Here is a 23,454-nt window from a genome sequence, read left to right on the forward strand (position 1 = left end):
ACAAAGCGAAGGCGCTCCTCCATTACCGAACTCGCTTTCCACGGCATCCACACCTCCCGCAGAACAAAAGCGGAAAGTGTAACCCATGTGCCCGGTACGTTCTGTCACCTATGTCTCGGGCCGCTCATGACCTGATCGGCGTAGCCCGGGCGGGGCGCGCGGGGATAGAGAATGAGGCGCTCTTCGGCGAGTTGCTCGAGCGACACAGGACCGCTCTGCTTATCCAACGGGTGATCCATCGGCAGGGCCGCCACCAACTGCTCTTCGCGCAAGATGATGCGACGAACCTCGTCATCGTCGAAGCGCACGCGTCCAAAGCCAATGTCGATGCGGCCTTCCTTGAGGGCGGCGATCTGTTCAAGAGTGACGAGTTCGACCAGATGGAGCTCGACCTCCGGCGCCGCGCGGCGGAACTCCCGGATCAGTTCGGGCAGGTGCCCGTAGAGCACCGAGCCCACGAATCCAATAGTGAGCCGTCTCTTCTCGATCTTGAGCGTGCGCTTCATCATCGTGCGCATCTCTTCGACACGCGCGAGCACCTGGATCGACTGTTCGTAGAAGAGCCGCCCCGGCTCGGTGACCTCCCGCTTGCGAAAATTGACGAAGCCCAGGCTGTGGTCGCACACGGACCCGGTGAACGAATCGTCGAGTTTGATCGTGACTTCCCTTGGGTCGCCCATGCTCTATCCGACTGACCAATGTACGCGTCCGCCAGGAATCGCGACTCCTGTCAGCTCGCGCAATTCCGCGATGAGCCGATCCTGGAATTTTTTGCGGCCGGATAGGACCGGAAGATGGGATCGGAAAGCTCGCTCTTACGACCGGTAGGTAACGCTGGTCGATGCCGGCTATCGGGACTTGGGGAGGGATTGGTCTGTAAGTCCATGAAATCTTTGACGGGACTTCGCTTAGCGCCGGCCATGAGGGGCTATTGCATAATATTGCATGTCACCTGATAATCTTGCATTATGATGCATATATCGGGCTATTTCCGTGTTTACACGGACCAAAAGCAACTCAAAGCGAGCAGTCCATGGGCAGTCGCATGCTGGAGCCGAGGTTCGCAAGCCTTCGGGTAGATCCTCAAAAAAATAGGCCCCTTCACAAACAACTCTGTGACCGGATTAAACAAGCTATTGCGTCGGGGTCTCTGCCACCGGGAACGCAACTCCCATCCTCACGTAGCTTGGCGTCTCAGCTCTTCATTTCTCGCGCCACCGTCGAACTTGCCTACGGGATCCTGGCCAGCGAAGGGCTCGTGATCCGCCGAGGCGCCGCAGGCACGCGGGTTGGATCCTGTCCTGTCGGCCAAACTCCACGGCAGTCGCCTCGGTTGCCGCGCCCGTTGCTGCCCGGGTTAGCCTCGGAAGCTGCTCAAGCCCCGCGCCTTTTCCAGATGGGCCTGCCGGCACTCGATGCATTTCCACGCAAGCTGTGGTCACGACTGGCGGCGAGTCATGCGCGATCTCTCTCGTTTTCCAAGATGGTCTACCAGGGTGCAAGCGGCTATCCGCCCTTGCGGCAGGCAATAGCGAATCGCTTGACGATCTCTCGCGGCATCTCATGCAGCGAAACCCAGGTGTTTATCACCGCGGGATTCCTGGGCGCCTTGACATTGATCGGGCGGACTTTGCTTGCGGCCGGCGATAAGATGTGGGTCGAAGACCCGGGATTTCCGCCGGCGCGTCATGCATTAGAACTAGCCGGCGTCGATCTCGTTCCGGTTCCTGTTGACGGCGATGGGATTGACGTTTCGGCCGGGATCGCACTTGCTCCGGCAGCTCGCCTCGCTCTTGTCACGCCGGCAGCCCAGTTTCCGCTAGGAATCGCACTGTCGGCCGATCGATGGTCACAGTTGGTCTCTTGGGCCACCGCAGCGAAGGCTTGGATTGTCAACGACGACTATGACGGCGACTTCAGTCAATCGGATCGCTCGCTGCCCGTGCTCAAGCATCACGATCGAGCCGAGCGGGCGCTGCATGTCGGTTCGTTTAGCAACCTTCTATTTCCCGGACTGCGGTTGGGCTACCTGGTCGCGCCGATTTCGCTGATCGGCGAGTTCGAGAGTGCATCAGCACTGTGGCCTACGCAGCAGTCGCTACTTGATCAGATGGTCGTCTCGGATTTCATCACTCAGGGCCACCTGGGCCGCCATCTGGCGCGGATGCGAAGATTGTATAGCGAGCGGAAGCTTACCCTCGTCGAAGCGTTGAAAAACGTCCTAGGCGATTCGATTCACGTAGCGGAAACGGGAAGCACTCACCTGGTGTTGCATCTGCCTGCAGATACTGATGACGTTGCTTTAGCCAATCGGGCCCGAGCGCTGGGATTGGCGATAAACGCGCTATCCCCAATGGGTTTACGCACCAGGACTGGTCCGGGCTTGCTGTTGGGGTTCACAAATGTCCCCGCCGACATAGCCCAAGAAGCGACCCAACGATTGAAACGCGCCCTTTTCACGTCGGACGTGCGGAGGCCGCCTCACGGCCACGCGTCCCCCTCCAATCGCATAGCAACGCCGATTGCGTCTCCTTATCCGACATAAGTTGGCCAGGCCCAACCGCCGACGCGATCATAGTTCGCTGGTGTTGCAAATAGATTGGACCTGCTGTCGCGGCGCCCATTGCTATTTTGGAAATGTTGTTGCGTGGACTGAACGATTGTCAGTCTGCGCCGTCGTGTACCAAGCGAGCCAGTGAGCACTTGGTCTGGTTCTTTTGGTCATTCTTGGCCATGGCCTGCGTTGCAGGCAGTACTAAACCTCAGACGTCCATGAGGTTCTCGCAAAATGCGTTCAGCGTGCTTTGCGCATCGTGCTGAGAAGCGAACCTACCGGTCAAGCCGCAACGATCTGCGCCTGGCGTGCGGTCGCTCGGCCCTACACCCAGTTTGAGAGAAAGCCGACGATGTTATCATTTTCTCTTCCTAAGAAGATTCACCTTGCCGGTCTTACGACGGTAATCGTTCTCGCGGCAACCGCCGCGTTGTCGCAAAACGCGAACACGCCAGCTCGGGGGCGCTCGGTCACGCAGGTGCGCACCGAAAAGCTGCCAGACATCAAAAACAAGGTTCTGACCGCCGTCGTTGTCAATTACCCTCCCGGCGGCGCTTCCAAGGCGCATCACCATGACGCGGATGTCTTCGCCTACGTACTCTCCGGTGAAATCCGGTCGCAAGTCGAAGGGGAAGACGCGAAGATCTATCACGCCGGCGAAAGCGTGTTCGAGCCTCCAGGCGAACACCACGTGATTAGCGAGAACGCAAGCAAGACCGAGCCAGCGAGCATGTTGGTTGTTTTCGTGGCGAATGACGGCGCCGAGCTAACAACATTCGACAAATAGCAAGTGCGGATCAGGTCTTTCGAATTGCTTTCGACCGCAGGACCAGAGGTTCCAGCAGCTTTTGGAAGGAGCGCGTTCGTTATTCTTGGCGGTGCGACGTATCGCCAACGGCCGAGAACTCAGAAAGATAAGCACAGCTATATAGGGGGAAAGGGATGACTTATGGCACTCTTGCGGCCAGGCTGGTGGCGCACGCGGCACCAATGCTGATCGTTGTAGGACTCGCGTCGTCTGGTGCTGCCGCGCAGAGCGCCGGGTCGATCACGCCGGCCGGCGATGCTACAGCGTCCGCGCCGCGTTCAACCGGCGGTGCAGCGATAAGGCTTCCCGGGACAGCTGATACGACTCAGTTCGGATGGTATGACAACGCCCAGCGTCCAGTGCTCCGCATCCGATCGGGCGATACGGTAGCAATGGAGACGTTGATCCACGGGCATCAGCAAGTCATGCTGGACCTCTCGATCGAGCAAATGACGCAGCGCGCGAAATCGGAACAGGCGGAATCGCCGGGTCGAGGCCCTCACTCAATTACCGGGCCGATTTATGTCGAAGGCGCCAAACCCGGCGATACCCTGAAGGTCCATATCGGTCGAATAGTGCCGACGTCATACGCCTTGAATTTCAATTATCCTGGCTTTGGAGGCGCGTTTCCCAGCCGGTTCTCTCAAGGTCAGGTAAAATATTTTTATTTGGATATTGCCAAGCAGCAGCTGGAATTCGCGCCCGGCATCTTCGTTCCGTTGCGACCATTTCCTGGCATCATCGCCGTTGCTCGCGCGGCACCTGGCCCCTACAGCACTGTGCCTCCGGGCCCCTTTGGTGGGAATCTCGATATCAACGAGATGGTCTCAGGTACGACGCTCTACCTCCCGGTATTCGTAGATGGAGCGTTGCTTTGGTCGGGGGATTCTCACGCGGGGCAGGGTAACGGCGAGATCAATCTGACAGCCATCGAGACCGCGTTCAAGGAGCTCGATCTCACGATTTCGGTGCTCAAAGACATCAAGCTGACTTGGCCTCGCATTGAGACACCCACGCATTGGATCGCTATCGGATACGACCGGGATCTCAACGTCGCGTTTAATTTGCTGCAGGAGCAAACGACCGAACTTATCGCTGAACAGAGCAAAGTGTCGTCCGAGGTTGCGCGAAAGCTCATGTTAGCAAATTGGGACTGTCGCATTTCCGAAGTTATCAATGTTCTCAAAGGGACATACTGCATGATTCCCAAGGCGACGAACGTACCGGCGCCACAGCTGCCCCGCGACGACAACCCGGACTACCTTGTCACGTATGCCAAAGATACTGATTTGAACAAGGCGATGGATACGTCTTCAATGGCCATGGTCGACAAGCTGGCAACCGAGAAGCATCTAACACCACTTGACGCCTATTCGCTCGCGAGCATAGCCATGGACTGTCGGCTTGGTTCTCCTGAAGGTTCCGACCGCGAAGTGCACTGTCTGATGCCAAAAAGCCTGTGGGCGAAGCACTAGCGAGCCCGCTCATGGTTATGGCGAGCCGAGCACGACTAATCGCAATTGTGGCGCTCTGCGTTATGACCGCATCGATGCATGCAGCTTTTGCCTCCACGCGGATAGTCGTGGTGGCTACAACAAGCGATGTTGCAAGCCTCGCTTCCGCAGTCGGTGGTGACGTCATTGAGGTCAAGACCATTGTGCCGCCGGGGACCGATCCGGAGGCATTCGAACCTCGGGTGAGCGATCTCTCGACGCTAAGCGATGCCGATCTCATTGTTCGGGTCGGCTTGGGCTATGATCTCTGGATTGACAAGTTGATAATTCAACTGCATCGCCCGGAATTCCAAGCGGGGGGCGGGCGCTTGGTGGATGCGTCGATCGGGGTCCCGCTGCTGGAAGCGAGAGGCCGAACCCCCGTCACTGAGGATGGTCATGCGCACGGTCTAGGCAATCCGCACTACTGGCTTGATCCGGCCAATGCGGAGACCGTGACGGCGACCATAGCGGAGAGGATCATTCGGCTCATGCCCGCCGCTCGTGACACCATCGTGGCCAACCGGAATCGATTTCTCGCGACACTGCACGAGCGCATTGTGGCCTGGATGCAGCGGCTGGCGCCCTACCGCGGCGCGTCCCTGGTCGCCTATCATAACAGCTGGCCGTATTTCGCGCGCCGCTTTCATTTGAACCTTGTCGGCTTCATTGAGACGAAGGAAGGAGTCGCGCCGAGCGTCGCGCATCTCTCCTCGTTAATTGCAGAAATGGGGCAAAACGGCGTGCGCGCCATCCTGCAAGAGGCATATGAGCCGAAGAACTTCTCCGAAATGTTGTCGGCACGCACCGGCGCACCTCTTGTCGTGCTCGCGCCAACAGTAGGCAGCGTTCCGGAGGCAAGAGACTACCTGAGTCTCATGGACTTCAATGTTGGTGCTCTCGCACGCACGCTTGCGACGGGCAGCCACTGATCCGGCCGCGGCGATGTCTCATGATATTATCATGCTACTCGCGGCGCCTTTCGCAGCCAGCGCACTATTCGTAGCCATACATACCAACTTCGGCCTGCACGTTTTGAGGCGTGGCATCGTGTTCGCCGATCTTGCTCTGGCGCAGATGTCAGCGCTTGGAGCTACCGTCGCATATGCGGCTGGGCACGCTCCGACGAGCGCCGCGGGAATCGCCTACACCTTTCTGTTCGCCGCCATCGGCGCCGCACTGTTGACGGCTTCCCGGGTCATGCCAAAAGAGGTTCAACCGGAAGCTTATATCGGCATCATCTACGTTGTGGCTACCGCAACGACTATCGTTGTCGTCGACCGCTCGCCGCAGGGAGCGGAACATGTGAAACAAATACTCGTCGGTAGCATCCTCGCCGTCTCTGCAAGCGACCTGCCTAAGTTTGCGGTTCTCTATGCGTTCATCGGGGCCATTCATTGGCTGGCCCGGCGCCCGCTCTTGGCAGTTAGTGAGGCAGTACATAGCAAGACGCGTCGCTCGCTGCTCTGGGATTTTGTCTTCTATTCGTCCTTCAGCGTGGTCGTCACGAGCTCGGTAGCGACTGCAGGAGTGCTTCTAGTCTTCTGCTTCTTGATTATCCCGGCAATCATTGGGTCGTTGTTCACGCGCCGCATCACCTACGCGCTTGGCATCGGTTGGCTTGGAGGCGTCGCGGCCAGCGCCGTCGGTCTGGCCGCGTCATTCGAATTCGAACTGCCGACGGGCGCTGCAATGGCCCTCGCTTTCACGCTGATGCTCGTGATCGGGGCCGTGCTGCGTGGACTGATATTCGCCCCCGCAGGCGGCCGACGGATCTGCATTCGCATTTTCCTTCGCGCGGCTTCTGCAATGATTTTCATGACTGTGTTGCTATCCGCTATTTGGCTCATGATCATGCCGCGTGCTGATCAGCCGATGTTTGATCTGCTACAGTCCGCTACCGGCATCGGTCCAGCGACATTCCTGGCGGTGCAGGATCGAGCGGTCTACGCTGATGCGCTAAAAGACGCGGGCTACCGGCGCTCGCAGGAAAGTCAGCTGACCGCGTTGGAACAGCAGTCCCGATGGCAGGGGGGCGGCCTTTCCGATACGGAGGTGCGCCGCATCGGCTCCTTCCAGCAGACCTTCAACGAGATGGCGCGTGGCGATGATTTTGTGGTCAAGTCGCTGTCCGGCCGTGCTCGCGAGCGCGAGCGCTGGTACGTCGGGCTACCTTTGCTGATAACTAGCCTCCTCGGACTCCTGACCCTGCTGCCCGACAAATGGCGTGCCGATCCTGCTCGTTCGCGGACCGCGTGCCTGACGTTCCTGCGAGCTTTCCTGCACGTTGCTGATTTTGTTCGGCGTCTAGGTGGAGAGAAGACCGAGTCGGCAGGAGACGCTATGATCCGTCGCAGCATCAACGGCGGCACTGTGTCTGCCGGCCCTAAGGCTCTGACGGGTCGTTGTCAGAAAACGACGTACGGCTGTCCTGATCCGTAGGATCCTGCTCGTTGTCCCGGGCACGACTCCTTGCGACATACGGATGAGCCCGTCCCATCAATCGCCCTGAACGGTCGACGGCAAGCATGACGAACTGAGCGCAAGGAGCATGAGATGACCCCCAGTAGCATCGTTCAAGTTGGTGAAGAGCGAACTCATTCAACAATGATGGCCTGGCGCGTGCACGAGTTTGGGTCACCGGAGACCATGAAGTTCGAGCGCGTGCCACGACCCGAGCCAGGTCCCGGCGAGGTCCTGGTCAAGGTTGCGGCCGCTGGAGTTGGCCCATGGGATGGGTGGATCAGGTCCGGCAAGAGCGCTTTGCCGCAACCGCTCCCCCTCACACTGGGCTCGGATCTGTCCGGCGAAATCGTCGCGATGGGGCCCGGAGTCACCGAACTACGTGTGGGAGATCAGGTGTATGGTGTTACGAATCCGCAGTTTGTCGGGGCCTACGCCGAGTACGCTCTAGCCTCCGCGGGCATGGTCTCGAACAAGCCAACCTCGCTAACCCACGTTGAAGCTGCTTCCCTTCCTGTCGTTTCGGTGACTGCATGGCAGGCGTTGTTTGATCATGCCCATCTCAAGGCAGGTCAAACGGTGGTCATTCACGGCGCGGCCGGTAACGTAGGATCCTATGCGGTTCAACTGGCTCGTCAGGCAGGGGTGCAAACCATCGCAACCGTATCGACGGGGGACATTTCCGCCGCGCGCAACCTCGGCGCAAACACCGTCATTGATTATCGGACTCAGCGCTTTGAAGAGGTAGTACGCGATGCGGACGCCGTTATTGATCTGGTCGGCGGCGAAACCCAAACCCGCTCGTTTCAGGTCCTTCGTCGCGGTGGCAAGCTGGTCTCCGCAGTGTCCCGTCCGGATCAGGATCTAGCTACGCGCTATGGTGTCGACGCCAGCTTCTTTCTGGTCAACGTCACGGACCAGTATCTCAGGGAGATCGCTCGCCTGGTCGATGGTGGAAAACTACGGACAAAGGTGGGGGCGGTCTTACCCCTCGCCGATGCGCGCGAGGCGCATTTGATGCTGGAGCGCGTGCGGCCTCAGCCGAAAGGAAAGATCGTGCTCGACGTCGGAGCAAGGTGATCAGGATCATTTCGTCGTTGCGCTCGCGCGCAACGCGCAGCCAAGCCACTAACTCTTGAAAGGACACAACGATGACAACCCGAAATCTCGCCCAGGCTCTCGTCATTCCCGATTCCTTACTCGCGAAAGAGGCGACAGAGATCCTGCGGGAACATTCCACCGATCTGCTGTTTAATCACTCGATCCGCGTCTACCTGTTCGCTGCTGAACAGGGTCGTCAGAGGAATCTGCGCTTCGACCGTGAGCTCCTTTATGTCGCCGCGGCATTTCACGATCTCGGCCTGATCAAGAAATTCTCGAGCCCAGACGAGCGCTTCGAGGTCGATGGCGCAAATGCCGCACGGCAGTTTCTTAGCACCCACAACATCGCTGAAGATCAGGTCCAGACCGTCTGGGAAGCAATCGCGCTGCACACCACCCCCGGCATCCCGAAGCACATGGGTCCCGAGGTCGCGCTCCTCAATTCCGGCGTGCTTCTCGATGTCATCGGGGTGGGGTTCGACCAATTTCCCGCGGAGCTGCGCGAGGAAATTGTCGCCAAGTACCCGCGCACGAACTTCAAAGAAGGCTTCATTCAGGAGTATTTCGCCGGTTTTGCGCACAAGCCGGCGACGACGTATGGCACCGTCAACGCCGCCGTCTGCGAACGTTTCATCCCGGGGTTCAAGAGCCCCAACGCCTGCGACCTGATCGCTGCGTCGCCCTTCCCGGATTCCCAGCACAAGGCTCACCATCATGACTAGGACCTATCCTGTGCTCCAGGAACTCAATCCCGGTCGCGCGCAAGCTACCAGCGCCGACTCGCTGGCCTCTCTCATCTGGCTAACCCTCGGCGCTTTTGCCATCGGCACCGAGGGGTTCATGATCGCCGGGCTGCTCCCGGCGCTGGCGCGAGACCTGAACGTCGGTCTGCCAGCCGCCGGTCATCTGGTCACCGCCTTCTCCCTCGCTTATGCCATCGGCGCGCCGGTCATGGCCGTGTTGACGGCCGGGCTGGAGCGACGTCGGCTGCTGGTCGTCGCCATGGGCGGCTTCGCCCTGGGCAACCTGCTCGCCGCGCTGGCGCCGAGCTATGCCGGGCTGTTGGCCGCGCGGCTGCTGTTGGCCCTGTCCGCAGCAAGCTTCATGCCGGCAGCCAGCGGATATGCCGCCGCGCTGGGCGGTCCGGAGCGGCGTGGCCGTGCCCTGTCCACGGTCACCACCGGGTTGACCTTGGCGATCATCGCTGGCGTGCCATTGGGCGTACTGGTGGGGCAGGGCTTCGGCTGGCGCGCCACCTTCTTCGGCGTGGCGGGGCTGGCGGTGTTCTCGCTGTTAGGGATTCTCATCCGGCTGCCGCGCCAACGGCCCGGTGTCACGGCTGGCCTTGGTGAGCGTCTGGCGCTGGCCAAGCGCCGCGATATCCTGGGCGTGCTGGTGACCAGCGTGCTGACCGTGGCCGGCACTTTTACCGTCTACACTTATCTCAGTGTGTTCATAGCCGGCGTCGGCGGCCTTGGTCCGCAGGCACTGGCGCCGATCCTGCTGGGCTTTGGCCTGGCCAGTGCAGTCGGCACCCAGCTCAGCGGCAGCGCGGCGGACCGTTGCGGCGCACGAAGTATCGTGATCGTTGGTGGTGGGCTTGCCCTGCTGGCCTATCTTGCCTTCTCGCTCAGCGCGGCTCTCGAGCCGGCGCGGGCAATGCTCGTCCTGCTGCCGGCCATCCTGATTTGGGGATTTGCCAGTTGGGGGCTGATAACGGCGCAACAAGCGCGGCTGGTGGCGTTGGCTCCGGCACTGGCGCCGATCAGTCTCTCGATGAATTCCTCGGCCATCTACCTCGGCAGCGCGATGGGTGCCGCGGCGGGCGCTGTGGTCATTGCCAATGGCGCGGTGGAGCGGCTCGGCTGGGTAGCTGCGGGATTCGCTGTGGCAGCTCTGTTGTCGGTGCTGCTCAGCGGCAGCAACACATCAGCCGAAGGTAATGGCGGCGGCGATGGCTTCTCATCGGAAGCTTCACCATGACCATCGGTTCGGCCCTGAGTCCTGGTTTCAGGCAGTTGCGTGAACTCGTTAGAAGAGGAGATGCGATGATGTCGATCAGTGGATTTGCCTATCGGATTGGTGCTGTATCAAACCCTCGACGTAAGTCGGCAAAAGCAGCGAGAGGAGCACTGCGAACGGCCGCCGTCCCGCTGATAGCAGCAGCGATCGTCCTGGGAGCCTCCGAGGCGATCGCGCAGGACCGGGAGCAGGTGAAAGTCGCCTTCGCGCACGCACTGCCGAATGTCGAAGGAAAGAGGCTGGTTGCGGTGACGGTGACTTATCCTCCCGGAGCCAAATCACTGGCTCATCACCACGCAGCGTCAGCTTTTATCTACGCCTACGTGCTATCCGGGGCAATCCGTAGTCAAGTCGGCGACGAACCCGCGAAGATCTATCACACCGGCGAAAGCTTTTACGAAATGCCCGGTTCGCATCACAGGGTCAGTGAGAACGCGAGTGACAAGGAGCCCGCCAGCTTACTGGCGGTCTTCGTTGTGGATTCCAAGGACGAGCCCTTGACGACGCCGGACAAGGCGCCTGGATCACAATAATGGCGCGAGGAGCTCGCCACTGGCCCCGACGGTCCTTTTGGGGAGCTGCAAGGACCGCTTGGTTGGCGGCTACGCCAGCGAAACCAACCGCTAGAAGTCTATAGCCCCTGGTGATCCCGGATGCGCGGATGTTCGTTCTGTTGCCTCCCGGATCGCGCCAGGCCTTTTACAGGGTCCGGACTACCTGCATAATAAGGCTCCAGGGTGGAGAGGCAGTAGCAGGTGCCGGTACAAGCTGTCGCGATCGTCGTCTGTGATGGGGTCCAGGCCCTGGACGTGGCGGGGCCGATGGATGTGTTCAGCGAGGCGAACACGTTTCTTGGCAGCGCGGATCGCTACGAAACTGTATTGGTTGCTGCTCACCGTGATCCGCTGCGCGCGTCGAACGGCATACGCATGGTCGCCGACATGACCTTCGAGGAGGCGGCGGGCGGCTTCGACATCGTTCTGGTGGCCGGCACTCCGACGCCACCGGAAGCGGAGCCCGAACCGTGCCTGCTTCAGTGGGTCAAGGAGCTGCCGTGGCGCTCGAGCGTCTATGGATCGATCTGCACAGGGGCTTTTGTCCTCGGCTATGCCGGCCTCCTCGATGATCGGCGAGTCACGACCCATTGGCAGGATGCACAGGCGCTGGCGGCGAGATTCCCGAAGGCAAAAGTCGAACCGGATCTGATTTATGTGCGCGATGGACGGCTGATCACCGCGGCCGGTGTGACGGCGGGGATAGATCTGGGCCTGGCGCTCGTCGGGCAGCGGCACGGTGCCGAAACGGCGCTCAAGGTCGCCAAGCGGTTGGTCGTGGTTGCGCAGCGGCAGGGCGGACAGTCGCAGTTCAGTCCGTATCTCACAGCACCTGCCGATCCTGAATCGCCGATCGCACGCATCCAGGACCACGTCATGGCCAATATTGGGGATCGCCACACGTTGGAGTCGCTTGCCGCTGTCGTCGGAATGAGCCCCCGGAATCTGGCCCGGCATTTCGGGCAGGTGACCGGAACCACGCCGCACGAATTCATCGAGCGCGCCCGCGTTGATGCCGCGCGCATGATGCTGGAAGCGAGCGACCGACCGCTGAAGGCTATCGCCTTCGACTGCGGCTTCGGATCGGCGGACCGGATGAGGATCGTCTTCAGCACTCGTCTCGGCGTGACCCCTGTCCAATATCGCGCCAGCTTCCGGCGAGCAGAACCGGAATAGTTCGCGAGCTACCCGAGCACGAGACTGCGGGTTCCTACTGCTCTGAAGGCTCCGAGCGGCCTTTTGTCAGGAAACGACGTACGGCTGTCCTGATCCGTAGCATCCCGCTTGTTGTCCGGAGCAGGGCTCTGTTGCCTAATCCCGATAAGCAACCAGTCCGTTATCCAACCGAGGAGATTGCTCGATGTCCGAGATCATCGCCGGCATCCGCGTGCCTGACAGCGCCATTGCGCGCGCCGCCACGCAGCTTGTGCGCGAGACCGAAGACGACCTGCTCTACAACCATAGTCGCCGTGTCTTCCTGTGGGGCGCGCTCACGGGCGAGCGCCGCGGGCTGAAATACGATCCGGAGCTGCTTTACCTCGGCGCCATGTTCCACGACATGGGCCTCACCGAGAAATATTCGAGCCCTGATCTGCGCTTCGAGGTCGACGGCGCCAATGCCGCCCGCAAATTCATGAAAAGCTACGGCGTGCCCGAGCGTGACATCGAGGACGTCTGGACTGCCATCGCGCTCCACACCACGCCGGGGATCCCCGAGCATATGCGCCCGACCATCGCGCTGGTGACCGCCGGTGTGGAGATGGACGTGCTCGGCATCGCCTATCACGACTTCACGCATGAACAGCGCGACCATGTCTGCGTCCATCATCCGCGCGAGACAAACTTCAAGGAGAACATCATCGATCACTTCGCCAGCGGTATCATCAAGAAGCCGCTGACGACGTTCGGAAATGTGAAGGCCGACGTCCTGGCGCTGAAGGACATGAACTATGTCCGTCAGAACTTCTGCTCGATCATCCTTGGCTCAGCCTGGCCGCACTGAGCGCTCGTTGCTCCGAGCCGAGGAGGCCGAGATGGATACCAGCCATGCGATGATGTCCGGTCCTGAACGAGCCGCCATCGGCACGCGTGAGGGAGATGTCGTTGTGCAGACCCCGATCGATCAGATCTTGGCCGGGCGGTTTGCGTGCCGCGAGTTTTGCAGCACTCCAGTCCCGCGACGCACAATTGAGCAGATTCTCCGTATTGCGCGGTTCGCCCCCAGCGGTGCGAACATCCAGCCTTGGCGCGTCTACGTGCTGGCTGGCGCGGCCAAGGACAGAGTCTCGACCGCGCTGTTGGACGCGCACGAAAACTCGCGTGACGAGCACGTCTCGGAATACAAATACTACGCCAGCGATTTACCGGACCCGTACCTCAAACGCCGGCAAGAATTTGGTCGGTTGTTCTACGGATCGCTCGGAATTGCTCAAATCGATCTCGAGGCGAGGAGCAGACAAACCGCGAAGAACTACACATTCTTCGGCGCGCCGGTGGGATTGATCGTGACCATCGACCGTCGCCTGGAAGTCGGAAGCTGGCTCGACCTCGGAATGTTCGTGCAGAACGTGATGCTCGCGGCGGCGGGACGCGGACTTCAATCGTGCCCGCAGGAAACGTTCGCAAAGTACCATCGAATTTTGCGCCCGCTGCTGTCAATTCCGGCGGAGCAGATGGTGGTGTGCGGTATCGCCGTCGGCAAGGCCAAGGTTGAGCGGCCGGGTAGATTGATGCCGCGGGCGGACATTGATGAGTTCGCTACGTTCGTAGGGTTCGAAACGTAGTAGTCGAAGAGGAGAGATCGCAATGGGAAGCCGGGAAGAACTGATTCAGCGCAGCATTCCGTTTCTCCGGGAAGTCAAGGACATGACGCCTGGCGCCGAGATGGAACGTTGGCTCAACGAGACATATGGCGAAAACAGCGCGCTCTACCAGGATCTGGCGCGCCTGGTCAAAATCGGGGTCGAGGAGGGATGGTCGGCGAACCAGGAGGTGGACGGTCCGAACTACCGGCGCAGCCGCATCCTGGAGCCGACTCCCGAAACGTTCCAGTTCAGCATCACCGCCGTGTACATGAACAGCGCCGATCCACGCCGCTTCAAGGACGAGGACGATCACGACGTGTTGCGTGGACAGTACCATGGCCATCCCTATGGCGAGCTCAACCTCGTCGTGCCCCTGGACAAGGGCGCGGAGTTGAAGGGATTGCAGGGCTGGCAGGGACCGGGCTGGACGGCGCCCGATCCGGGCAGCAGGCACTATCCCGAGGTCAGGGGCGGCGCGGTGATCGCGCTGTTCTATCTGCCGGCCGGACGCATTTCATACGATTTCAAGGCTCCGTCTGATCGGTAACGGAACTCCGAGGTGGCTCGACACGATGGCTCCTCCGCCAGCAAAGGACATGGCGCCAGTATCCGCAGGCGGTCAAAGCCGATGACCCGATGCCGACCCAGCTGTCCGTCGGAAGGCGGTGCAACTCTCGTCACCGCACGGAGCTCGGGTCCGGTATTGCCGTCCACAGCTCGACGTCGATCCGTAGGGCGACTGGGAGAACGTGTTCTTCGGCCCCCTTGGCCGGCAGAAGCCGGCCGGTGCGTTGAACTATGGCTCGAGAACGGTGGTCAATTCAGCTCCCTCATCAGCGACAAAGGCGGCTATCAGTTCGGCCGGTTCGGTGTTGCTCGCGTTGGCGGAGACGAGATGCGTCGCGCCGGGCGGTTCGAAGAACGATTGCCCTACCTCGAACGTCTCCAGCGGGCCACCGCTCAGCTGTGAGCGGACCTGACCTTTGGTGATGCAGGCGGTCACCGAGCCGCCGTGGCGGTGCGGCGGCGTGAAGGCGCCTGGCCCGTAGCTGACGCGCACCACCGTGACGCGCTTGCCCGGTAAATTCGGAAGCGCGTGCGAGGAAATCACCGCGACCTTGTTGAGCGACGTGCCCGACGAAGACATCTCGGCGCAGAGGGCGCCGGGAATGCTGTTGTTGCGCTCATCGTCAGCGCAATGATCTTGGCGATCCCCACCGCGCAGGCGAAGCCGCTGATAAGGGCCAGTAACAGCGGGCGCCAGTCGCGCTCCGCGAACGGCGCCAGGGCTGCGATTGCGATCCGCATGAGGTTCTCCTCCCTCAGGTCTTGACGTTTGGCGTGAACACGGACAGCGGCGCGGGATCGCGGCTCGGCGGCGGCGGGACCTTGCCGTCGACATCGGTGAAGCCGTATTCGGCCGCCAACTCCGAGGCGAGCAGAATCTGGCCGCTTTTGGCAATCACGCCGGGATCGGCGGCGAGCGCGGCGACCGCGCGCCCGGCGAACACCGGCGTCTCGCCGCGCTCGGCAATCAGTTTGGCGAGCGCTGGCGGCACGCGGTCGGGCTGCGCCGCAAGCTTCTCGCTCTTGATGTAGCCGGGCCAGATCGAGACCGCGGCAATGCCGAACGGCTTCAGCTCATGCGCCATGTCGCGCGCCATCCGGTCGACGCCCGATTTCTGCACGCCGAATGGAACGTTGAACGTGTAGCGGACGCCGCCGCCCGAGGACGTATTGACGATCAGGCCGCGCCGCTGCGGCAGCATCAGCGGCACGGCGAACTGGCTGGCGACGAAATGCGAGCGCAGGCCGACGCGATGCATGGTGTCCCATAGCGAGGCCGGCACCTGCCAGAACGGGACGTTGACCGGCATCGCGTTCGGCGCCGCAAACACGTTGTTGACGAGAACGTCGAGCCGGCCGTGGTCGCGCCGGACGAGGTCGAACACCTCGCGCACTGCTGCATCGTCCGAGTGATCGCACAGGACGCCGATGCCGCGGCCGCCGGCTGTGTCGATCGCGGCGATGGTCTCGTCGAGCGAGCCCGGCCATTCCGATCCGCCGCTATTCCGCGTGCGCGCCGTGACGATTACCGTCGCGCCGGCTTCGGCGAGGCCGATGGCAACACCCTTGCCGACCCCCCGGCTTCCTCCTGTCACCAGCGCGATGCAGTCCCCAAGCCGTCCCTTGGTCATGCGATTCCCCGATATGGCTTTCCTGGAAGACAACTTGACAACAATCTTCCTAGGAAGATAGTAGATCAAGAACGCCGGAGGCGTCAACCAGGGAGGTTCGCGATGGTCACGAGGGAAGAGAACGAATTGCTGTGCCGCGTCACGGGCGACGCGCCGATGGGACGGATGTTGCGCCAGCATTACTGGCTGCCGGCAGTGCTCTCGGTGCGAGTGCGCAAGGGCGAGGCGCCGGTGCGGGTCAAGCTGTTTGGCCGCAACTTCGTGGCGTTCCGGGGCAAGGACGGCACGGTCGGATTTCTCGACGAGGCCTGTCCGCATCGTGGCGCCTCGCTCGCGCTCGCGCGCATCGATGACTGCTCGCTCACCTGCCTGTTTCACGGCTGGAAGATCCGCGCCGATGGCGCGGTGCTGGACGTTCCCAACGAGCCGAACAATCCGAAGGAGTTTGCCAAGACCGTCAAAGCAAAAGCCTATCCGACGCGCGAGGGCGCCGGCTTGATCTGGGTCTGGCTCGGCGAAGGCGACGCGCCGCCCGCGCCGGACTTTGAATGGATGGATCTGCCGCCGGACCAGGTCTACGCCGCCGGAATCGAGCTGAAGGCAAACTGGCTGCAGGGCGTCGAGGCCACCATCGATTCCTCGCACGTCGCGCTGCTGCACCAGAGCTGGACCGCGACCTCGTCGACCGACTTCGGCGCAACGCGGGTCAACACCGAAGTCGCCTACGAGTTCGAGAAGAAGCCCTATGGCTTCCGTGCTGCGGCATTGCGCACCGCGCCCGACGGATCGTGCCTCGCCCGCGTCACCGAGTTCGTTATGCCGTACTACGGCTTGATCGCGCCGATCTTCTCCGGACCTCAGCAGGATCGCACTGCTATCATCGCGGTGCCGATCGACGATGAGAACCTGATCCAGTGGTACATCTTCTACAATCCGGAGAAGCCGGTAGATTCCTGGCGCAAGGTGCAGCGTGCCAACCAGTGGCCGATGGCCGGCGGCCTGCCGGGCGATCAATCAAACAATTGGGGCCAGAACCGCCAGATCATGGATGCCGGCAACAGCACCGGCTTCCATGAGATCGTCATCGAGGATTTCGTGGTCATGGTCAGCATGGGCCCGATAGTCGACCGTTCGCAGGAATATCTTTGCTCGGCGGACCAGGCGATCGTCAGGGTGCGTCGCCAGCTGCTCGACGAGGTGCGCGGCTTCATGGCGGGAAAGCCGCCGAAGAGTGGGCAAAGCGAGACCATGTCCTACAAGGACATCCGCGCGGTCGGCGGTCGGCTCGCCTCCGCCTCCGAGGATTGGCGGCAGATTCCCCGTTGACCGGATCGAAAGTAAAGGGCGCGGACTGCATGTCCGCGTCGATTCCCCAGCTCTGATCGAGGAGACGTCCCATGATCTGGCACCGCCTGTGCGCCGTCGCGAAACTGTCTGAGGGAGAGCCGTTGGGCTTCAGGGTGAGCGACCGGCGCATCGCACTCTTCAAGGTCGGCGACGAGGTCTTCGCAACGGATGACGTCTGTTCGCACGCATTTGCGCTGCTGTCGACGGGTTTTCTCGAAGGCCATGTGATCGAATGCCCGCTACATGGGGCGATGTTCGATGTCCGTGACGGAAAATGCCAGTCCGGCGCCTACAAGGACATCAAGGCGTTCAAGGTCGAGATCCGTGACGGTGAGGTCTATGTCGAACTCGACGGCGACGCCGCCCTGCAAGCCGCTGATGACGGCGGCGTGGACGTTAAGCCGTGAGCGGACTTGTCGTCATCGGCGCATCCTATGCCGGCATTGAGGCCGCGCTCACGGCGCGGGACGCCGGCTATGCCGAACCGGTGACGGTGGTCGCCGACGAGACGTCGTTGCCCTATCAACGGCCGCCGCTTTCGAAGGAGTTCTTGCTTGATCAGGTCAGTGCCGAGAGGCTCATTCTGCGCGATGAGGCTGTTTTCGCGAGCAAGCGGATTGAACTGCTGCTGGGTCGCCGTGTTGTCGCGATTGACCGCCATGCAGCAAGAGTCGCGCTGGCCGACGGCGCCGTACTGGACTTCGACAGGCTGGTCATCGCTACCGGTTCGCGCGCGCGGCGGATAGCGGTCCGCGGGGCCGAACTCGACGGCGTCTGCTATCTCCGATCGGTAGGAGATGCCGCCGATCTCAAGGCGCGGCTCGGCCGGGCGAGCGAGATCGTGATCGTCGGCGGCGGCTTCATCGGGCTCGAGGTGGCTTCGTCGGCGGCCAAGCTCGGCAAACGGGTTACCGTGATCGAGCCTGCCTCCCGGCTGCTCGAGCGGGCGGTGTCTCCAGTGGTGTCGTGCTTCCTGCTCGACATCCATACCCGGGCCGGCGTCGCGGTGAAGCTCAGCACATCTGTTTCGGCAATGGTCGGCGATGGGGGACGAGTGGTGGCGGTCGAACTGGACGGCGGCGTCCGCCTCGGCACGGACCTGGTCGTCGTCGGCATCGGCGGCATCCCGAACCACGAGCTCGCCGCCGCTGCCGGGCTCGGATGCGCTAATGGCATTGTGGTGGATCAGAACGGGCGAACCGCACGCGAGAGCATCTACGCCGCGGGCGACTGCACCACGCACTTCAACCAGTTTGCTGAGGACTGGATCAGGCTGGAGTCGGTTCAGCACGCGCAGGACCAGGGACGCACCGTCGGGCTTGCGATCGTGGAAAGCCATGAACCATACAACAGCGTGCCGCGGTTCTGGTCGGATCAGCACGATCTCAAGCTTCAGATCGTCGGTCATGGCGCGCGCAGGGACCGCATTGTGATCCGCGGCTCGATCGAAGCTGGCCGGTTCTCCGTGTTCAATTACCGGCAGGGCAGGCTGGTCGGCGTCGACAGCATCAACAATCCCGGGGATCAGATGGTGGCGCGGCGCCTGATAGCAGCGGGCATTTCGCCGGCGCCGAGCCAGGCCGAGGACAGTTCATGCGATCTCAGATCGCTGCTGAAGGCGGGTGTCGGGGCCGTCGTGTAGCAGGTGCCGCAGCTAGTCCACCGCCGTAAGCCGGCCGGACTTCTTCGGCGTTTTCACCGTCCGCACCGCCAGCAGCTTGCGCAGGCAGCGGTCGAGCATCGCGATCTCCGCCTTGGTCAGCCCGCTTGCCTCGATCGTGCGCGCGACGACCCTTGCCACCTCGGCGATGCCGCGGTCGGCGGTCGCGAGACCCTTGGCGGTGAGGCGGACCAGCTCGGAGCGGCCGTCGTCGTTGGCGGAGACGCGCAGCACGAAGCCGCCTTCCTGCAGCCGCGCTACGCGCTTGGTCATCGCGCCCGATGTGACGAGCAGGGCCCGGAACAGGTCGGTGGGACGCAGCTCGTACGGTTTGCCCGAGCGCCGCAGCGCCAGCAGCACATACAGCTCGCCGGTCTGCAGCCCGACCGCCTTCGCTATGTCCTGCAGGCGCCTCTCGTGGAGCTGGTTGACGCGCTCCAGCCGCAGCAAGGTGCAGGCGGCGGCGAGGTCGAGGTCGGGCCGTTGCTCCAGCCACGCGGCCTCGATATCGTCGTAAAGGGTGCTGTCAGGTGATGGCGACTGCTTGATCGCGGGTTCGCCGCGGTGTGACACGCTGCTCTTCTTCATTCCCTTCCAGTCCCCTTCACCGCGGGCCAATTGCGCCGGCATCATGCGTCGCAGCAATCTAGCACCGCCAAATTCAGGTGTCGCCTCGCAAGTTCCTGGTCTCGCTCCAGCCCCGTGCATGGCCGCGGCGCAGCGGCCAATTGCGGCCGCGTAGCGCGGGTTGACAAATAGCTTCCTAGGAAGAATATTCCAGGTAAGAAAAATCGAGGGAGGAGCGCAATGCACGGACTTTGCGCGACATTGATGTTGGCGGCTGCACTGGCTGCTTGCGGTTCGGCCAGGGCGGCGGACTCTGAACTGGTTCTCGGGCAGACCATGCCGTATAGCGGGCCGGCATCGGCCCTGAGCGCCGTCGGCAAGGTGCAGACCCGCTATTTCCAGATGATCAACGATCGCGGCGGCATCAATGGCCACAAGGTCAAGCTGATCTCGCTTGACGATGGCTATAGTCCGCCGAAGGCGGTAGAGCAGACGCGCCGGCTGATTGAAAATGACGAGGCGGTCGCGATCTTCGGCAGCATGGGAACCGCACAGAACGCTGCGGTCCAGAAATATCTCAACGCCAAGAAGATCCCTCAGCTGTTCGTGTTCGCGGCCAGCGAGCGCTTTGCCGATCCGAAGACCAGTCCCTATACGATCTCGGGGATGACGCTGTTCAGCACCGAGGCTGCGATCTACGCGCGGTTGGTGGCCGAGCACACGCCCGGTGCGCGCGTGGCCGTGTTGTACCAGAACGACGACTACGGCCGCGAATATCGTCGCAGCTTCAAAACCGAACTGGCCCGGCTCGATCCCAAGGCCGAGATTGTCGCGGCGTCGCCTTACGAAGTCACGTCGCCCACGGTCGATTCGCAGGTCGTGGCGCTGGCGAGCACCAACGCGAACGTCTTCCTCAATGCGTCGACCGGCAAATTTACCTCGCAGGCGATCCGCAAAGCGGGCGAGCTCGGCTGGCGCGCGCAGCAGTTCCTGCCGATCGGCAGCAACTTCGTGCCGACGATCCTCAAGCCGGCCGGGCTCGACAACGCCAAGGGGGCGATCTCGGCGACGCCGACCAAGTCGGTCGGCGATCCCGAATGGGCCAACGATCCCGCATATCTGGAGTGGCTGGCTTTCATGAGGAAGTATTATCCCGAGGGCGATATCGAGGATCAGCTCAACTTCACCGGATGGAACGTCGCTGTTCTCATGACCAAGGTCATCGAGGCCTGCGGTAACGATCTGTCCCGGCAGAACATCATGAAGCAGGCCACTGCGCTGAAGAACGTGGCGCTGCCGGGCCTGATCCCGGGCATCACCGTCAATACCAGCCCGGATGATTATCGCCTGATCACGTCGCTGCGCCCGCAGCGTTTCGACGGCGAGCGCTGGGTTCCGATGTCCGGTACAATGGCCGCGCAATGAGGGCCGCCGATAGTGTGGCGAAGCGGGGCCGGCCACTAGCGGCCGTGCCTGAGCTCTCTGGTGGCGCGGCGGAGCACCTCGTGAAGCCATTCGTGCCAAGTGCTCGTTCTCGACGCGGTGCCAAGGCAGCCGAACCTTGGGCGAGTCATTGGACATCGCGAACGCGGTCCACTTTCTCGCCTGCAATCCCTTCTCGACCGGTTCGATCGTCGTCGTTGATGGGGTGCAACGATCGCGGCGTGCACGACCCTGAATCGGTGGACCGCTTTGACAGGCGGGGTATCATCGAGAAAAGGGAAGATGTTCGTCTATTGAACACAACGATCGGGAGGTTGGAATGATCTGCAGGTCGGCGGCGCTCGCGATGCTCGGTGCAGGAGTTCTATTCGCGGGCGCAGCGCCCGCTGCTGCCCAGCAAGGAGATGTCAACTCGCCCGATCTCGTCCTCGTCAACGGAAAAGTTCTGACCCTCGACGAACGATCCAGCGTGACCGAGGCGATCGCCGTTCGAGACGGAAAAATTCTTGCGACCGGTAGCAGCGCATCCATCCGGGCGCTCGCCGGAGCGCGCACGCAAGTGCTCGACGTGTCCGGCAAGACCGTGATTCCCGGCCTGATCGATACTCACGCTCACTTCAAGGCGGCCGGTCTCGCTGATTATGTCGTCAACATGAGCCGCGCCAAGACGGTCGCCGAAGCGCTCGAGGCGATCAAGACGTTCGTGGCCAAGAAGAAGCCGGGCGACTGGATTGTGGGCGGCGCGTGGCACCCGCCGTCGCAACTCGCCGAGAAACGGTATCTAACGAGGCAGGAGATCGACCGCGTCGCCCCCGACAATCCGGTCTATCTGCGGACCGTCGGTCATTTCTCCATGGCGAACACGATGGCGCTGCAGAAGGTAGGCGTCGACAAGACCACCGCGAACCCGAGCGGCGGTTCCTTCGAGCGCGACGCCGCCGGGGAACTGACCGGCGTCCTCTCCGAGACGGCGATCGACCGGGTCGAGCAGGCTGTTCCGCCGTGGACCGAAGACGACGAAATCAGGCAGTTCACGCTCGCGGAGGGGGCACTGAACACTTTCGGGATCACGAGCGCAGTCGAGGGCGCCACGGAAGCGCGCGACGTCCGCACACTGCAGAAGATCGCCGCGTCCGGACAGGCGACGTTGCGGACGGGATTGATGTTCAGACCCGAGCCGCCCGCCGAGCTGACCGCTTGGGAGGCGATCATGTCGGGCAACGGAGCTTCGTCAGGCTTTGGCGACGACTGGGTCAAGTTCGCCGGCATCAAGATCTTCTACGATGGCGGCATGACCCTGAAGACGGCGCTAATGCGAGATGTCTATCCGGACTCGCACGATGACTACCATGGCATGGCCCAGCAAACGCCCGAACGGCTCATGCAACTCGTCTCGATCTGCAATCGCTACGGTTGGCGTGTAGGTGTGCACGTCGTCGGCGATCTCGGCATCGACCAGGTACTCGATGCTTTCGAAGCTGCCGACAAGGAAAGGTCCATCCGGGACCGTCGTTTCGTTCTCATTCACGCGAGTCTGATCAGGCCCGAGCAGATGGAGCGCGCTCGCAAGCTGGGGGTCAGGGTCGATTTCCAGAACGTCTTCATGTGGGATAAGGCCGCGACCGTCGAGCGCTTCCTGGGACGGCCGACCGCCGATCGCGCCGTGCCGACCAAGACCTTGATCGAAAAAATGGGGCTGGACAGCCTCGGCGCCGGAACCGACTTCCCCGTCAACCCGATCAACCCGTTCCTCAACATGTACATCATGGTGACGCGGAAAGATCCCAATGGAAGCGTGTACGGCGCCACGGAAGCTATCAGTCGCGAACAGGCGCTCCGTCTCTACACGTCGGCAGCTTCGCGCTACACGTTCGACGAAGCACGCAAGGGTACGATACAGCCGGGCAAGCTTGCAGACCTCGCGGTCCTTTCCGCGGACTACATGGCCATTCCGGAAGAGCAGATCAAAGACATCAAGGCGGACATCACGCTGGTCGGAGGCAAACTCGTCTTTCAACGCTGACCCAGAGAGGAGACGAACGCCGAAGCGTGCAATGTCGACGTCGCCAGCAATCGCCGACGCTTGGGTCGGAGGACGGCGGGGAGCGGGCTCTGGCGACGGAAGTGTGTTCCTGACATCTGACGGTATTTGAAGAGTTGTGTCAGTCGAGCACACTGTCAGTGTTGGTGGCGCGCCATCCAGTCGATAGACTCCGATAGATAGCGAAATTGCTAGTGTGAGGGACCTAGCGGCCGAGACGCTTCTCGACGCGCTTGCGGGAATTCCCGACCTTCTTGACGGCCGATGCCGAGCGGCCGGTTTTCTTCGCTTCATACCGGACTTCGTAGTCCTGTCCCGTGGCCACTCGGGCCCGGTCCTGTTTGCGTCCACGCGCTGTTTTCTTCTTCGTTGCGGCCATCGGCTCCTCCTGTTGCTTAT

Annotated in this window: 22 protein-coding genes and 1 pseudogene; 18 read left to right on the top strand and 5 right to left on the bottom strand. The window is 61.7% G+C overall.

Annotation, left to right across the window (positions count from 1 at the left end):
- Nucleotides 1-104 precede the first annotated feature (104 nt).
- Nucleotides 105-680 (bottom strand): LysR substrate-binding domain-containing protein, encoded by a 576-nt coding sequence (locus tag EAV90_RS29820; protein ID WP_129145512.1) that lies wholly within the window; start codon nucleotides 678-680, stop codon nucleotides 105-107.
- 365 nt (nucleotides 681-1,045) lie between these two features.
- On the opposite strand from EAV90_RS29820, the gene pdxR reads away from it, so the two are divergent.
- The 13 genes from pdxR to EAV90_RS29885 all read left to right on the top strand — a co-directional run bounded on the left by pdxR (nucleotide 1,046) and on the right by EAV90_RS29885 (nucleotide 14,346).
- Nucleotides 1,046-2,545, top strand: coding sequence for a MocR-like pyridoxine biosynthesis transcription factor PdxR (gene pdxR, locus EAV90_RS29825; protein WP_129145535.1), 1,500 nt, complete (start codon nucleotides 1,046-1,048; stop codon nucleotides 2,543-2,545).
- Between the two features lie 268 nt (nucleotides 2,546-2,813).
- Nucleotides 2,814-3,341 carry a cupin domain-containing protein gene (locus tag EAV90_RS29830; protein ID WP_245509656.1) on the top strand — a complete coding sequence of 176 codons (528 nt, stop codon included), beginning with the start codon at nucleotides 2,814-2,816 and terminating at the stop codon, nucleotides 3,339-3,341.
- 155 nt (nucleotides 3,342-3,496) lie between these two features.
- Complete coding sequence (locus EAV90_RS29835) at nucleotides 3,497-4,837, top strand: acetamidase/formamidase family protein (RefSeq protein WP_122404541.1); 1,341 nt, start codon at nucleotides 3,497-3,499, stop codon at nucleotides 4,835-4,837.
- A gap of 62 nt (nucleotides 4,838-4,899) precedes the next feature.
- On the top strand, nucleotides 4,900-5,787 hold the full coding sequence (locus EAV90_RS29840; RefSeq protein WP_164937164.1) for a metal ABC transporter substrate-binding protein: 888 nt from the start codon (nucleotides 4,900-4,902) through the stop codon (nucleotides 5,785-5,787).
- A 31-nt stretch (nucleotides 5,788-5,818) separates the two neighbouring features.
- Nucleotides 5,819-7,297 (top strand): metal ABC transporter permease, encoded by a 1,479-nt coding sequence (locus EAV90_RS29845; RefSeq protein WP_164937165.1) that lies wholly within the window; start codon nucleotides 5,819-5,821, stop codon nucleotides 7,295-7,297.
- A 114-nt stretch (nucleotides 7,298-7,411) separates the two neighbouring features.
- Nucleotides 7,412-8,398: an NADP-dependent oxidoreductase gene (locus EAV90_RS29850; protein ID WP_129145515.1), complete on the top strand. Its 987-nt coding sequence runs from the start codon at nucleotides 7,412-7,414 to the stop codon at nucleotides 8,396-8,398.
- A gap of 71 nt (nucleotides 8,399-8,469) precedes the next feature.
- Nucleotides 8,470-9,141, top strand: coding sequence for an HD domain-containing protein (locus EAV90_RS29855; protein ID WP_122404537.1), 672 nt, complete (start codon nucleotides 8,470-8,472; stop codon nucleotides 9,139-9,141).
- On the top strand, nucleotides 9,134-10,402 hold the full coding sequence (locus tag EAV90_RS29860) for an MFS transporter (RefSeq protein ID WP_122404536.1): 1,269 nt from the start codon (nucleotides 9,134-9,136) through the stop codon (nucleotides 10,400-10,402). Before EAV90_RS29855 ends, EAV90_RS29860 begins: the two co-directional genes overlap by 8 nt.
- A 149-nt stretch (nucleotides 10,403-10,551) precedes the next feature.
- Nucleotides 10,552-10,974, top strand: coding sequence for a cupin domain-containing protein (locus EAV90_RS29865; RefSeq protein ID WP_162500623.1), 423 nt, complete (start codon nucleotides 10,552-10,554; stop codon nucleotides 10,972-10,974).
- Between the two features lie 222 nt (nucleotides 10,975-11,196).
- Entirely contained in the window at nucleotides 11,197-12,171 is a 975-nt protein-coding gene (locus EAV90_RS29870; protein WP_122404535.1) for a GlxA family transcriptional regulator, read from the top strand.
- Between the two features lie 184 nt (nucleotides 12,172-12,355).
- Nucleotides 12,356-12,997 (top strand): HD domain-containing protein, encoded by a 642-nt coding sequence (locus tag EAV90_RS29875; RefSeq protein WP_122404534.1) that lies wholly within the window; start codon nucleotides 12,356-12,358, stop codon nucleotides 12,995-12,997.
- A 31-nt stretch (nucleotides 12,998-13,028) separates the two neighbouring features.
- Entirely contained in the window at nucleotides 13,029-13,778 is a 750-nt protein-coding gene (locus EAV90_RS29880) for a nitroreductase family protein (RefSeq protein ID WP_244607714.1), read from the top strand.
- Between the two features lie 22 nt (nucleotides 13,779-13,800).
- The gene (locus tag EAV90_RS29885; protein ID WP_129145516.1) at nucleotides 13,801-14,346 is read left to right on the top strand and encodes a 4-hydroxylaminobenzoate lyase; all 546 of its coding nucleotides are present in this window, start codon (nucleotides 13,801-13,803) and stop codon (nucleotides 14,344-14,346) included.
- A 249-nt stretch (nucleotides 14,347-14,595) separates the two neighbouring features.
- On the opposite strand, the pseudogene EAV90_RS29890 reads toward EAV90_RS29885, so the two are convergent.
- Nucleotides 14,596-15,107 (bottom strand): annotated as a pseudogene (locus EAV90_RS29890) (cupin domain-containing protein).
- Between the two features lie 14 nt (nucleotides 15,108-15,121).
- A complete protein-coding gene (locus tag EAV90_RS29895) occupies nucleotides 15,122-15,997 on the bottom strand; it encodes an SDR family NAD(P)-dependent oxidoreductase (protein WP_129145517.1) in 876 nt (291 codons plus the stop codon).
- A 102-nt stretch (nucleotides 15,998-16,099) separates the two neighbouring features.
- On the opposite strand from EAV90_RS29895, the gene EAV90_RS29900 reads away from it, so the two are divergent.
- The 3 genes from EAV90_RS29900 to EAV90_RS29910 all read left to right on the top strand — a co-directional run bounded on the left by EAV90_RS29900 (nucleotide 16,100) and on the right by EAV90_RS29910 (nucleotide 18,986).
- On the top strand, nucleotides 16,100-17,323 hold the full coding sequence (locus EAV90_RS29900; RefSeq protein WP_122404531.1) for a Rieske 2Fe-2S domain-containing protein: 1,224 nt from the start codon (nucleotides 16,100-16,102) through the stop codon (nucleotides 17,321-17,323).
- Nucleotides 17,324-17,394: 71 nt separating this feature from the next.
- On the top strand, nucleotides 17,395-17,751 hold the full coding sequence (locus EAV90_RS29905) for a Rieske (2Fe-2S) protein (RefSeq protein ID WP_122404530.1): 357 nt from the start codon (nucleotides 17,395-17,397) through the stop codon (nucleotides 17,749-17,751).
- The gene (locus EAV90_RS29910; RefSeq protein WP_122404529.1) at nucleotides 17,748-18,986 is read left to right on the top strand and encodes an NAD(P)/FAD-dependent oxidoreductase; all 1,239 of its coding nucleotides are present in this window, start codon (nucleotides 17,748-17,750) and stop codon (nucleotides 18,984-18,986) included. The genes EAV90_RS29905 and EAV90_RS29910 overlap by 4 nt, the downstream gene beginning before the upstream one ends.
- 12 nt (nucleotides 18,987-18,998) lie before the next feature.
- Here the strand turns inward: EAV90_RS29910 and EAV90_RS29915 are convergent, their stop codons facing one another.
- The gene (locus EAV90_RS29915; protein WP_160118850.1) at nucleotides 18,999-19,592 is read right to left on the bottom strand and encodes a MarR family winged helix-turn-helix transcriptional regulator; all 594 of its coding nucleotides are present in this window, start codon (nucleotides 19,590-19,592) and stop codon (nucleotides 18,999-19,001) included.
- 219 nt (nucleotides 19,593-19,811) lie between these two features.
- Between EAV90_RS29915 and EAV90_RS29920 the strand changes: the two genes are divergently transcribed.
- Nucleotides 19,812-20,996 (top strand): ABC transporter substrate-binding protein, encoded by a 1,185-nt coding sequence (locus tag EAV90_RS29920; protein ID WP_129145518.1) that lies wholly within the window; start codon nucleotides 19,812-19,814, stop codon nucleotides 20,994-20,996.
- Nucleotides 20,997-21,360: 364 nt separating this feature from the next.
- Complete coding sequence (locus EAV90_RS29925) at nucleotides 21,361-23,037, top strand: amidohydrolase (protein ID WP_347338824.1); 1,677 nt, start codon at nucleotides 21,361-21,363, stop codon at nucleotides 23,035-23,037.
- 223 nt (nucleotides 23,038-23,260) lie between these two features.
- On the opposite strand, the gene EAV90_RS29930 is transcribed toward EAV90_RS29925, so the two are convergent.
- Nucleotides 23,261-23,434 (bottom strand): DUF3606 domain-containing protein, encoded by a 174-nt coding sequence (locus EAV90_RS29930; protein ID WP_122406789.1) that lies wholly within the window; start codon nucleotides 23,432-23,434, stop codon nucleotides 23,261-23,263.
- Between the last annotated feature and the right edge of the window lie 20 nt (nucleotides 23,435-23,454).

The sequence above is a fragment of the Bradyrhizobium vignae genome (assembly GCF_004114425.1).
Lineage (GTDB): Bacteria > Pseudomonadota > Alphaproteobacteria > Rhizobiales > Xanthobacteraceae > Bradyrhizobium > Bradyrhizobium vignae.

Excerpts from the sequence above, each read along its gene's own strand:
- EAV90_RS29905 (WP_122404530.1), top strand. The coding sequence starts at position 17,395 with ATGATCTGGCACCGCCTGTGCGCCGTCGCGAAACTGTCTGAGGGAGAG.
- EAV90_RS29880 (WP_244607714.1), top strand. The coding sequence starts at position 13,029 with ATGGATACCAGCCATGCGATGATGTCCGGTCCTGAACGAGCCGCCATC.
- EAV90_RS29920 (WP_129145518.1), top strand. The coding sequence starts at position 19,812 with ATGCACGGACTTTGCGCGACATTGATGTTGGCGGCTGCACTGGCTGCT.
- EAV90_RS29860 (WP_122404536.1), top strand. The coding sequence starts at position 9,134 with ATGACTAGGACCTATCCTGTGCTCCAGGAACTCAATCCCGGTCGCGCG.
- EAV90_RS29850 (WP_129145515.1), top strand. The coding sequence starts at position 7,412 with ATGACCCCCAGTAGCATCGTTCAAGTTGGTGAAGAGCGAACTCATTCA.
- EAV90_RS29855 (WP_122404537.1), top strand. The coding sequence starts at position 8,470 with ATGACAACCCGAAATCTCGCCCAGGCTCTCGTCATTCCCGATTCCTTA.
- pdxR (WP_129145535.1), top strand. The coding sequence starts at position 1,046 with ATGCTGGAGCCGAGGTTCGCAAGCCTTCGGGTAGATCCTCAAAAAAAT.
- EAV90_RS29915 (WP_160118850.1), bottom strand. The coding sequence starts at position 19,592 with ATGAAGAAGAGCAGCGTGTCACACCGCGGCGAACCCGCGATCAAGCAG.
- EAV90_RS29845 (WP_164937165.1), top strand. The coding sequence starts at position 5,819 with ATGCTACTCGCGGCGCCTTTCGCAGCCAGCGCACTATTCGTAGCCATA.
- EAV90_RS29820 (WP_129145512.1), bottom strand. The coding sequence starts at position 680 with ATGGGCGACCCAAGGGAAGTCACGATCAAACTCGACGATTCGTTCACC.
- EAV90_RS29895 (WP_129145517.1), bottom strand. The coding sequence starts at position 15,997 with ATGACCAAGGGACGGCTTGGGGACTGCATCGCGCTGGTGACAGGAGGA.
- EAV90_RS29930 (WP_122406789.1), bottom strand. The coding sequence starts at position 23,434 with ATGGCCGCAACGAAGAAGAAAACAGCGCGTGGACGCAAACAGGACCGG.
- EAV90_RS29925 (WP_347338824.1), top strand. The coding sequence starts at position 21,361 with ATGCTCGGTGCAGGAGTTCTATTCGCGGGCGCAGCGCCCGCTGCTGCC.
- EAV90_RS29900 (WP_122404531.1), top strand. The coding sequence starts at position 16,100 with ATGGTCACGAGGGAAGAGAACGAATTGCTGTGCCGCGTCACGGGCGAC.
- EAV90_RS29835 (WP_122404541.1), top strand. The coding sequence starts at position 3,497 with ATGACTTATGGCACTCTTGCGGCCAGGCTGGTGGCGCACGCGGCACCA.
- EAV90_RS29840 (WP_164937164.1), top strand. The coding sequence starts at position 4,900 with ATGACCGCATCGATGCATGCAGCTTTTGCCTCCACGCGGATAGTCGTG.
- EAV90_RS29875 (WP_122404534.1), top strand. The coding sequence starts at position 12,356 with ATGTCCGAGATCATCGCCGGCATCCGCGTGCCTGACAGCGCCATTGCG.
- EAV90_RS29885 (WP_129145516.1), top strand. The coding sequence starts at position 13,801 with ATGGGAAGCCGGGAAGAACTGATTCAGCGCAGCATTCCGTTTCTCCGG.